The organism is Promicromonospora iranensis, assembly GCF_028994805.1.
GTDB lineage: Bacteria > Actinomycetota > Actinomycetes > Actinomycetales > Cellulomonadaceae > Promicromonospora > Promicromonospora iranensis.
The window spans coordinates 202,655-213,072 of the sequence record NZ_JAJQQP010000003.1 but is presented as its reverse complement, the minus strand read 5'-3'; the positions used below and the strand labels follow the sequence as shown (position 1 = coordinate 213,072).

General features: G+C 73.4%; 7 protein-coding genes and 1 riboswitch. Of the genes, 6 read left to right on the top strand and 1 reads right to left on the bottom strand.

The features are described 5' to 3' along the window. Positions 1-16: 16 nt before the first annotated feature. From LUM46_RS05920 to cydC, 4 genes are read left to right on the top strand one after another with little or no spacing between them, the layout of a single operon-like run. The gene (locus tag LUM46_RS05920; protein ID WP_274992853.1) at positions 17-1,513 is read left to right on the top strand and encodes a cytochrome ubiquinol oxidase subunit I; all 1,497 of its coding nucleotides are present in this window, start codon (positions 17-19) and stop codon (positions 1,511-1,513) included. A gap of 49 nt (positions 1,514-1,562) precedes the next feature. Next, complete coding sequence (cydB, locus tag LUM46_RS05915) at positions 1,563-2,612, top strand: cytochrome d ubiquinol oxidase subunit II (protein ID WP_274992852.1); 1,050 nt, start codon at positions 1,563-1,565, stop codon at positions 2,610-2,612. A 34-nt stretch (positions 2,613-2,646) separates the two neighbouring features. Next, a complete protein-coding gene (cydD, locus tag LUM46_RS05910; protein WP_274992851.1) occupies positions 2,647-4,533 on the top strand; it encodes a thiol reductant ABC exporter subunit CydD in 1,887 nt (628 codons plus the stop codon). Beyond that, entirely contained in the window at positions 4,530-6,422 is a 1,893-nt protein-coding gene (gene cydC, locus LUM46_RS05905) for a thiol reductant ABC exporter subunit CydC (protein WP_274992850.1), read from the top strand. Before cydD ends, cydC begins: the two co-directional genes overlap by 4 nt. Positions 6,423-6,473: 51 nt before the next feature. On the opposite strand, the gene LUM46_RS05900 is transcribed toward cydC, so the two are convergent. Beyond that, positions 6,474-8,117 carry a phytoene desaturase family protein gene (locus LUM46_RS05900; protein WP_374726970.1) on the bottom strand — a complete coding sequence of 548 codons (1,644 nt, stop codon included), beginning with the start codon at positions 8,115-8,117 and terminating at the stop codon, positions 6,474-6,476. Between the two features lie 146 nt (positions 8,118-8,263). Then, a riboswitch (cyclic di-AMP (ydaO/yuaA leader) is annotated at positions 8,264-8,415 on the top strand. Between LUM46_RS05900 and LUM46_RS05895 the strand changes: the two genes are divergently transcribed. Both LUM46_RS05895 and LUM46_RS05890 read left to right on the top strand, forming a co-directional pair. Next, positions 8,416-9,324, top strand: a complete 909-nt coding sequence (locus LUM46_RS05895; RefSeq protein WP_274992848.1) for a C40 family peptidase — start codon at positions 8,416-8,418, stop codon at positions 9,322-9,324. 101 nt (positions 9,325-9,425) lie between these two features. Next, the gene (locus tag LUM46_RS05890; RefSeq protein WP_274992847.1) at positions 9,426-10,403 is read left to right on the top strand and encodes a phosphoglycerate dehydrogenase; all 978 of its coding nucleotides are present in this window, start codon (positions 9,426-9,428) and stop codon (positions 10,401-10,403) included. Positions 10,404-10,418: the final 15 nt, after the last annotated feature.

Sequence of the window (10,418 nt, the reverse complement as noted above, 5' to 3'; positions counted from 1 at the left end):
ACCACAGGAGCCCGGAGTGGAAGCACTCGACCTGGCACGCTGGCAGTTCGGCATCACCACCGTCTATCACTTCATCTTCGTGCCGCTCACGATCGGCCTCGCCCCGCTCGTGGCCATCATGCAGACCGCCTGGGTCCGCACGGGGAACGAGCGCTGGCTCAAGCTGACGAAGTTCTTCGGCAAGCTCTTCCTGATCAACTTCGCGCTCGGCGTCGTCACCGGCATCGTGCAGGAGTTCCAGTTCGGGATGAACTGGAGCGAGTACTCCCGGTTCGTCGGCGACGTGTTCGGCGCCCCGCTCGCCATGGAGGCCCTCGCGGCGTTCTTCGTCGAGTCGACGTTCCTCGGCCTGTGGATCTTCGGCTGGGACCGGCTGAACAAGCGTGTGCACCTGGCCTGCATCTGGGCCGTGGCGATCGCCGTGAACCTGTCGGCCCTGTTCATCCTCGCGGCCAACTCGTGGATGCAGCACCCGGTGGGCGCCCGGTACAACCCGGAGACCGGGCGCGCCGAGATGGAGTCGATCTGGGCGATCCTCACGAACAACACGCTGTGGGCCGCCTACCCGCACGCGGTGGCCGCGGCGTTCCTCACGGCGGGCACGTTCGTGGCCGGCATCGCCGCCTGGTGGATGGTGCGCCTGGCGCGGACCCAGCAGGAGGACGCCGTCGAGCTGGCCCGGAACGTCTACCGGCCCGCCGTGATCCTCGGCACCGTGGTCATGCTGATCTCGGGCGCCGGTGTCGCACTGACGGGGGACGCCCAGGGCAAGCTGATGTTCGAGCAGCAGCCGGGCAAGATGGCGTCGGCCGAGGCGCTGTGCGAGGGCGAGGAAGGGGCCAACTTCTCGATCCTCACGATCGGCGACCTCTCGAACTCGTGCGAGGGCGTGCGGCACATCCTGGAGGTGCCCGGCCTCGCCAGCTACCTGGGCACCGGCACGTTCTCCGGCGAGGACAGCTACCTGCCCGGCGTCCACGACGTCCAGGAGGAGTACGCCGAGCGCTACGGCGAGACCGACGAGGCGGGCAACCCCATCTCGTACACGCCGAACCTCGCCGTCACCTACTGGAGCTTCCGGCTGATGATCGGGTTCGCGGCCGGGTCCGCGCTGCTGGCCGTGGCCGCCCTCTGGTTCACCCGGCGCGGGCGGATCAGCGACAACCCGTGGCTCGCCCGGATCGGGATCGCCGCGATCCCCACTCCGTTCATCGCCTCGTCGTTCGGGTGGATCTTCACCGAGGTGGGCCGCCAGCCCTGGGTGGTCGCCCCGAACCCCACGGGCATCGACCAGATCCGGCTGCTGACGATGCGCGGCGTCTCGACCGTCGTCAGCCCGGGCATGGTCCTCACCTCGATGATCGTGTTCACCCTGCTCTATGGCGTGCTCGCCGTGGTCTGGTTCCGGCTCATCCACCGGTACGCGGTCGAGGGTGTGCCGTCGGCGGTGCGTGACGAGTCGCCCGAGGCCGCCGAGGACGACACCGACCGGCCCCTCTCGTTCGCCTACTGACCAACCGCATCCGATCGCCCGCCTCCGAGACTGACCAAAGGACGTGACCGTGGACCTCGCACTCGTGTGGTTCTTCCTCATCGCGGCTCTGTGGACCGCGTACCTCGTGCTCGAGGGCTTCGACTTCGGCGTCGGGATGCTGATGTCCCTGCTCCCCCGCGGTGACGCCGCGCACCGGGAGAAGGAGCGGCGGGTGCTGGTCAACAGCATCGGACCGGTCTGGGATGGCAACGAGGTGTGGCTCATCACGGCGGGCGCCGCCACCTTCGCGGTGTTCCCCGAGTGGTACGCCACCCTGTTCTCCGGCTTCTACCTGCCCCTGCTCGCCATCCTGGTCGCGCTCATCGTGCGTGGTGTCGCCTTCGAGTACCGCGGCAAGATCGCCGACGCCGTCTGGGCCCGGCGCTGCGACATCGCCATCCAGGTCGGTTCCTGGGTACCCGCCATCCTGTGGGGTGTGACGTTCGCGAACCTGGTCCGCGGCGTCCGGCTCGACGAAGACTTTCAGTACGTGGGGGGCTTCTGGGCCCTGCTGAACCCGTTCGCGCTGCTCGGCGGCCTGACGACGCTCGTGCTGTTCCTGCTGCACGGCGCGGTGTTCGTCGCGCTCAAGACCGACGGCGAGATCCGCGCCCGAGCCCGTCGGTTCGCCGGGGTGCTGTCGGTCGAGGCCCTCGTGGTGGCCGGCGGGTGGGCCGTCTGGGCGCAGGTCGCGTACTCCCCCGCCTGGACCTGGGCGGTGGTGGCGGTCGCCGCGCTCGCCCTGGTCGGCGTGCTGCTGACGAACCGCGCCGGACGCGAGGGCTACGCCTTCACGCTCTCCGCGGTGACGATCGTCGCCGCGGTGGTGCTGATCTTCGGGTCCATGTTCCCGGACGTCATGCCGGGCCTGGACGGGGGCACCTCGCTCAGCATCACGGATGCGGCGTCGACCCCGTACACCCTCACTGTCGTGACCTGGGTCGCCGTGGTGCTCACGCCGCTGGTGATCCTGTACCAGGCCTGGACGTACTGGGTCTTCCGGCGCCGGCTGACGGTGGACCACATCCCCGCACCCGGCGGGCTCACCTGGAAGAAGATCAAGGAGTCGGCGTTCTGAGCGGGCATCTGAGCGGGCACGGGGGCATCAGGGCATGAGACCCCTCGACCCCCGCCTGCTGCAGCAGGTCAGCGCGGCGCGCTGGTACGTGGCGCTGACGGTCGGGCTGGGCGTGGTCGCGGCCGGGCTGATCGTCGCGCAGGCGCTGCTCATCGCGGCGCTGCTCGCGCCGGTGGTGCTCGGGGATGACCTCCCCCGGTCGGCCGCGACGTGGTACCTCGCCGGGCTGGCGCTCGTGGTCGCCGGGCGGGCCGGTGTCGCGTGGGCGCAGGAGCGTTACGCCCTGCGCGCCGCCGCGCGGACGATCGCCGAGCTCCGCCACGCGGTGGTCGAGTCGTGGGCACTGCGCGGGCCCCGGGCCAGCGCACCCGCCCCGGTCGGCCTCACCGCCGCGGACGGCGGCACGACGGCGGACGTCCGCACGACGGCGGACGGCGGGCTCGGTGCTCCGGCGTCGGGCACCGGACACGGTGCCAGCCCGGAGGCCGAGGTGGCGACCCTCGCGACGCGCGGTCTCGACGCGCTCGAGCCGTACCTCGTGAGGTACGTACCGCAGCTGGTGCTGACGGCGCTGGTCACGCCCGCCCTGGTGGTCGTGGTGCTCGGCCTGGACTGGGTCACGGCGGTGATCCTGGTCGTCACGCTGCCGCTCGTACCCGTGTTCATGGTGCTGGTCGGGCGGCTGACGGCCGGGGCGTCGGAGCGGCGGCTCGCCACCGTGGAGCGGCTCGGCACCCAGGTGCTCGACCTCGTCGCCGGCCTGCCGACCCTCCGTGCCTTCGGGCGGTCGTTCGGCCCCGGGGAACGTGTGCGGGCGCTCGGTGACGCCTCCCGCAAGGCAACCATGGGGACGCTGCGGATCGCGTTCCTCTCCTCGATGGTGCTCGAGCTGCTCACGACGCTGTCGGTGGCGATCGTCGCCGTCGGCGTGGGGCTGCGGCTCGTCGAGGGCGCCATGGAGCTGCAGCCGGCGATCGCCGTGCTCGTGCTGGCCCCCGAGGTGTACCTGCCGCTGCGGCGGGTCGGGGCGGAGTTCCACGCGTCCGTCGACGGGGTCGCGGCTGCGTCCCGGGCTCTCGCGCTCATCGGGCCGGCCGGTGCCGCCCGGTCGGAGGGTGCGGCTGGGCTGGGTACGGCTGGGCTGGGTACGGCTGGGCTGGGTACGGCTGGGCTGGGTACGGCTGGGCTGGGTACGGCCGGCGGGGAGCTCGTGCTGGACGGGATCTCCGTGCGGGCTCCCGGACGAGGGGTCGTCGCTCCCGCCGGGCTGTCGGCGCGGATCCCGCTCGGGTCCGGCGCGGCCGGCGCCGGGCGGGTCGTCGCGCTCCGGGGACCGAGCGGGTCGGGCAAGTCGACGGCCGTGCTGGTGGTTCTCGGGCTGCTGGCGCCGGATGCGGGACGGGTCGGGCTGCTCGCACCCGGCGGTGTGCTCCGTGACCTCGCCGATCTGTCGGCCGACGAGCTGGAGGCCTGGTGGGCGGGCCTCACCTGGGTTCCGCAGCGCCCGTCGCTCGCACCAGGGCGGCTGCGCGACGTCGTGCTGGATGGCGCGTCGCGCGTGCGCGACCCGGAGCTCGCCGAGGCGGCGCGCCTGACCGGGCTCGACGCCGTCGTCGGCGCGCTGCCCGACGGCTGGGACACACGCGTCGGGCTCGGCGGCGTGGGGCTGTCCGTGGGGCAGCGCCAGCGCGTGGCGCTCACGTCCGCCCTCCTCGACGACGCCGCCACCAGGCCGCTGGTGATCCTCGACGAGCCCACGGCCCATCTCGACGCACGCGGCGAGCAGGCGGTGCTCGACACCGTACGTGCGTGGCGCGACGCCGGGCGGACCGTGCTCGTCGTCGCACACCGGGCGTCGCTGCTCGGGCTCGCGGACCAGGTGATCGACGTCCGCTCCGCGGCAGACCCGGAGGCATCATGACCACCCCGACACAGCACCTGACCAGGGACGGCCGCCCCGACCCGCTGCGCCGTGTGCTGCCCCTGCTGGAGGTCCGGCCGGCCAAGGTGGCGGCGGCGATCGGGCTCGGCGTCCTGGCCCTGGGGTGCGCGATCGGGCTCGCGGCGGTCGCCGCCTGGCTCGTCGCCCGGGCCGCGCAGATGCCCCCGGTGCTCACCCTCTCCGTGGCGGTGGTCGCGGTACGGGCCTTCGGGATCGGGCGCGGCGTGCTCCGCTACTGCGAGCGCCTCGCCTCGCACGACGTCGCCCTCCGTGGCATGGCGGCCCTCCGTGCCAACCTGTACGACCGGCTCGCCGCCGACGACCGTCCGGTCACGGTGCGGCGTGGGGAGCTGCTGGCCCGGATCGGGCAGGACGTGGACGACGTCGGCGACGTCGTGGTCCGTTCGATCGTGCCGGCGGGCGTCGCGGTCGTGACCTCGCTCGGCTCGGTGATCCTGGTGGGCGTGCTGCTGCCGGCGGCGGGAGCGGCGCTGGCGCTGTGCCTGGTGCTCGCGGGGGTGGTGACGCCGTGGCTCGCGGCGCGGGCCGCTGCCCGGACCGAGGCGCGGGGCGCCGCCGCTCGCGGGGAGGTGACGGCGTTGTCCCTGGAGATCCTGGAGGAATCGGCGCCGCTGCGCGTCTCCGGTCGGTTCGGCGCGCGGCTGGCCGACCTGGACGCCGCCGATGCGCACCTGTCCGCCGTCGCCGACGACGGCGCTCGCACCTCCGGGCTGGCCGCCGCACTGGGGGCGCTGGCCCAGGGGCTCGCGGTGCTCGCGTCGGTAGCGCTGGGGATCCCGGCGACGCTGTCGGGCTCGCTGTCCGTGGAGGCGCTGTCCGTGATCGTGCTGACGCCGCTCGCCGTGTTCGAGGCGACGGCCGGGCTCCCCGCCGCCGCGGTCCAGCTGCACCGGTCGAGGGCGGCTGCGGACCGGCTGGTGGAGCTGCTCCCTGACGCAGACCCCGTGCCGGGCGCACCGCCCGCCCGCGTGGCTCCGGCATCCGCCGCCTCGGTGGAGAGAGAGGCGGACGGCGCTGCGGAGGGCGAGGCGGACGGCGAGGCGCTGCTGGTACTGGACGACATCGCCGCCGGCTGGTCCGAGGGCGCGGGCCCGCCGCGGACCGTCGTCGAGGGGGTGTCCCTCACGCTGCGCCCGGGCTCGGTCGTCGCGCTGGCGGGCCCGTCGGGCGTCGGCAAGACGACACTCCTGATGACAGCGGCCGCCCTCATCCCACCCCGGGCGGGACAGGTCAGTGGATGGTCGGCAGAACGTCAGGAGGTCGGCATTCCGAGCGACCGATCAGCTGACCTTCTGCCGACCGCTCAGGGTGCGCCGGAGGCGCGGCTGTTCGTCGCCGAGGACGGGCATGTGTTCGACACGTCCGTGGTCGAGAACCTGCGGGTGGCGCGCGGGGACGTCACGGCGGCCGAGGCTCGCGACGCGCTCGACGCCGTGGGGCTGGGCGACTGGCTCGCGGCGCTCCCCGACGGGCTGGACACCGTGGTCGGCACGGACGCGGCGGCGGTCTCGGGCGGCGAGCGCCGTCGGCTCCTGGTCGCTCGTGCGCTCCTGTCGCCCGCCCGGGTCCTGCTCGTGGACGAGCCGGCCGAGCACCTGGACGGCCGCACGGCCGACGCGCTGGTGCGTGCCCTTGCCGACCACGCGCGCGAGACCGGCCGGGCGGTGCTGCTGGCGACGCACCGCCTCACCCCGCTGGCGGCCGCCGACGAGGTCCTGCTCCTGGGGCACGACGCCCTCGCCGCGCCCGACGCCCCGGCCACCGTCACCGCCCGTGGCGCCCACGAGCACCTGCGAGCGCACGACCCGGAGTACACGTGGTCCGCCGCCCAGGAACAGAGCAGCTGACCACGGCGGTTGCCGCCGGGCGACGACCCGTCCTGGCCGGAGCCGCTGTGGTCAACCGGACAGGGCGGCCATCGCCGCCGCGCGACCCGGGATCCCGCTGACGCCGCCGCCTCGGCGTGCGCCGGCGCCGGCCAGCAGCACTCGGGGGTGGTCGGTCGCCACGCCCCAGCGGACGGCCTCGCTGCCCGCTGCAGCTGCGCCGCCTGCGCCGTCGCCGGAACCACCGCCCGAGCCGTCGCCGGACTCGGCGAACGGCCAGGCGAGGTCGCGGTGGAAGATGTGCCCGCCCGGCAGCCCGACGTCGCCCTCCAGGTCGACCGGTGTCCGCACCTCGAGGCACGGGGCGCCGTCGGCGTCGAGTGCGAGCAGGTCCTCGATCGGCTCGGCCAGCACGGAGTCCAGCGACGCGAGCGTGGCCCGGAGCGCCTGGTCGCGGGCGCCGTCCGGGTCGGCGCGGAAGAGCCGGGCGGGCATGTGGAGCCCGAACAGCGTGATGGTCTGCGCGTCGGTCCCGGCGAGCGCCGGCCCGAGGATCGTCCGGTCGGTCAGCGTGTGGCAGTAGATCTCGCTCGGCGGCAGGTCCGGTATGTGCCCGGCGGCCGCCTGCGCGTGCGCGGCTTGGAGCTGGGACAGCGACTCGTGGACGTGCAGGGTTCCGCTGAACGCGGCGACGGGATCGACGTCGTCGCGCAGCCGGGGCAAGCGCGTCAGCAGCATGTTCACCTTGAGCTGGGCGCCCTCCGGGTGGTCGGCCGACGCCGGGGCGTGGCCGCCCAGCAGCCGGTCCAGCTCGGCCGGGGCGCACCCGGCGAGCACGTGCCCGGCGGTGACGCCCCGGGTGCGCCCGTCGCCGTCGGTCCAGGTGACCTCCGCACCGGAGGCGCCGGGTCCGCCGGGATCGACGGCGGTGACGGTCGCCGAGGTGACGATCGTCGCGCCGGCGGCGAGGGCGGCGTCGCGCAGGGCGCCCGAGACGGCGCCCATGCCGCCCACGGGCACGTCCCAGTCGCCGGTCCCGTTGCCGATGACGTGGTAGAGGAAGCAGCGGTTCTGCCGCAGGGACGGCTCGTCGAGGTCGGCGAACGTGCCGATCAGGCCGTCGGTGGCCGCGATGCCGCGGACGACGTCGTCGGCGAAGGTGCGGCGCAGCACCTCGCCCAAGGGCTCCTCGAAGAGCGCCCGCCAGGCTTCCTCTCCCACGCCGTCGACCACGAGGTCCCGGACCGCCGACCGCGGGAGCAGGGGCTCGGTGAGTGTCGGCGCGAGCCGGCGGGCCACCTCCGCGGTCATGGCGTAGAAGCGGGCCCATGCCTCGAAGTCGGCGTCGGAGCCGGTGAGGCGGTGGAAGGAGGCGCGCGTGGCGGCGTCGTCCTGGCTGTCGACGAGGAGGCCACCGTCGCCCACCGGTGTGTACGAGGACCAGCGGCGGCGCTTCAGGGTGATGGGGAGGCCGAGCTCCTCGATCACCTGTCGCGGCAGGAGCGAGACGAGGTAGGAGTAGCGCGACAGCCGTGCGTCCGTCCCGGCGAACGGACGGGCCGAGACGGCGGCGCCGCCCACGTGATCAGCACGTTCGAGGAGGAGGACGGACCGGCCGCCGCGCGCCGCGTAGGCCGCTGCGGTGAGGCCGTTGTGACCACCGCCCACGACGACGACGTCGTACCGGGAACGCATGGAAACGGTCATGAACGCCATAGTGGCATGGGGCACAGATTGCCAGGGAGGTTCCATCACAAGTCGGTATGTGACCTAATCGTGACATTCGCGCGAGAGCCGGGTACGGTCAGTCTCGCCTCTCCAGCAACGGGGAGGTCCAGGTCCGGACGCCGAACCCTGTCACCGGATCTGAGCAGCTAGAACGTGACAGGGACGGGGGAACCAAGTAAGCGGGCACGCGAGTGTCCTAGGGGTGAAGCCTCCTCGTGAGGCCGGGTGATCGCTCTCCCCATCCGAACCCGACAGCTCACTTCGTAGGCGTCCGAGGAGAACACTGGTGACCGTACTCACCGACCGCACCCACGACTGGGCGGACGACCAGGCAAACCGCTCCAGCAACCGGGGCAGGCACCGCGCCGACGGCCCTGCGCTCACCCCCTTCACCGCCCTGACCCAGACCGCTGCCGAGAATGCTGCCCGGACCGGCGCCATCGCGGTCGTCACGTCCGGCATGCTGGCGTCGGTCTTCACCCAGACGGCCCACACGGCGCCCGTCGAGCCGCACACGCAGACCGCGCTCGCCAACGCGACCCCGGTCAGCAACACCGTCGACACGACGTCCCGCGCCAGCATCTCCGAGAACCTGGTGACCAAGGTCAAGGTCACGCAGGACGCCGACTTCTGGGCCGAGCGCGGACGGGTGTCCGTGACTCCGTACGCCGAGACCGAGGCGGGCATCGCCGAGGCCGAGGCCAAGGCCAAGGCGGAGGCCGAGGCTCGCGCCAAGGCAGAGGCCGAGGCGCAGGCCGAGGCCGAGGCAGCCGCCGCTGCTGAGGCTGCTGCCGAAGCCGCGGCCGCCACGGAGACCGAGGCGGCAGCCGTCGTCGAGACCGTCGGGGACGCCTCCGGTCTGGGCCAGCAGGCCGTCAACCTCGCCCTCGAGTACGTCGGCGTGCCCTACGTGTGGGGCGGAGCCTCCCCCAGCGGCTTCGACTGCTCCGGGCTCATCCAGTACGTCTACGGCCAGCTCGGGGTCTCGGTCCCGCACAGCTCGAGCGCGATCTCGACCATCGGGCGCCAGGTCTCCGCCGCCGAGGCGCAGCCGGGCGACATCGTGTGGACGCCTGGCCACGTGGCGCTCTACGCCGGCAACGGCATGGTCGTCGAGGCCCAGCAGCAGGGCACCCCGGTGCAGTACGGCAAGATGTGGCAGAACAACCCGGTGTACATCCGGGTGGCGGGCTGACCCTCCCGTCCCCACGCCGGACCACGAGGTGTGTCGCGCCAGGATCCCTGGCGCGACACACCTCGCGCTCGTCCGGGGGCACGTCAGGTAACGTCCCGGGCGTGAAGATCCTCGTACCGGACGTGCCCTTCGACCTCGACTTCCCGTCCCTGCTGCCCGACGGCGGAGCCTCCTTCGCGCCCGGCGGCACCGACACCGTCGTCGCCTACGCGATGAACGAGCCGGTCCCCGAGGAGCACACCGACGCCGAGGTGCTGGTCACCTGGTCCAGCCCGCCCAAGGTCCTCGCCGACGCCGCCCGCCGCATGCCCCGGCTGCGCTGGGTGCAGACGCTCTCCGCCGGCCCGGACGTGGCGCTGCGGGCCGGGTTCGGCCCCGAGGTCGTGATCTCCTCCGGCCAGTCCCTGCACGACGACACCGTCACCGAGCACGCGCTGGCGCTGATCCTGGCGACCGTTCGCCGCATCGACTTCTCCCTCGCCGCGCAGCGCGAGCACCACTGGGCCAAGGAGATCGCGTTCGCCCAGGCGGACCCGGGAACAGAGCGCGAGTACACGCTCGACGGCGCACGCGTGACCGTCTGGGGCTTCGGCTCGATCGCGCTGCGACTGTCCCCGCTGCTGACGGCGCTGGGTGCGCAGGTCACCGGCGTCGCCTCGCGCGCGGGCGAACGGTCCGGCTACCCCGTGGTGGGCCCCGACGGCCTGGACGCCCTGCTGGCCGAGACCGACCTGCTCGTCTCCCTGCTGCCCGCGGTGCCCGCCACGCGGCACATCCTGGACGCCCGCCTGCTGAGCCTGCTGCCGACGTCGGCGCGATTCGTGAACGTGGGCCGGGGCGCGACGGTGGACGAGGCAGCACTCGTCGACGCGTTGCGTTCCGGGCGGCTCGCCGGCGCTGCGCTCGACGTCATGGAGACGGAGCCCTTGCCGGCGAACTCTCCCCTCTGGGACGTCCCGAACCTGATCCTCACGCCCCACGTGGCGGGTGGACGTCCGCGCGGCGCGGCCCGCTTCCTCGCCGACCAGCTCACGTCCTGGCGGGCGGGCGAGCCTCTCCGCAACGTCACCCCCCGCTGACCAGCCGTTGAGTGC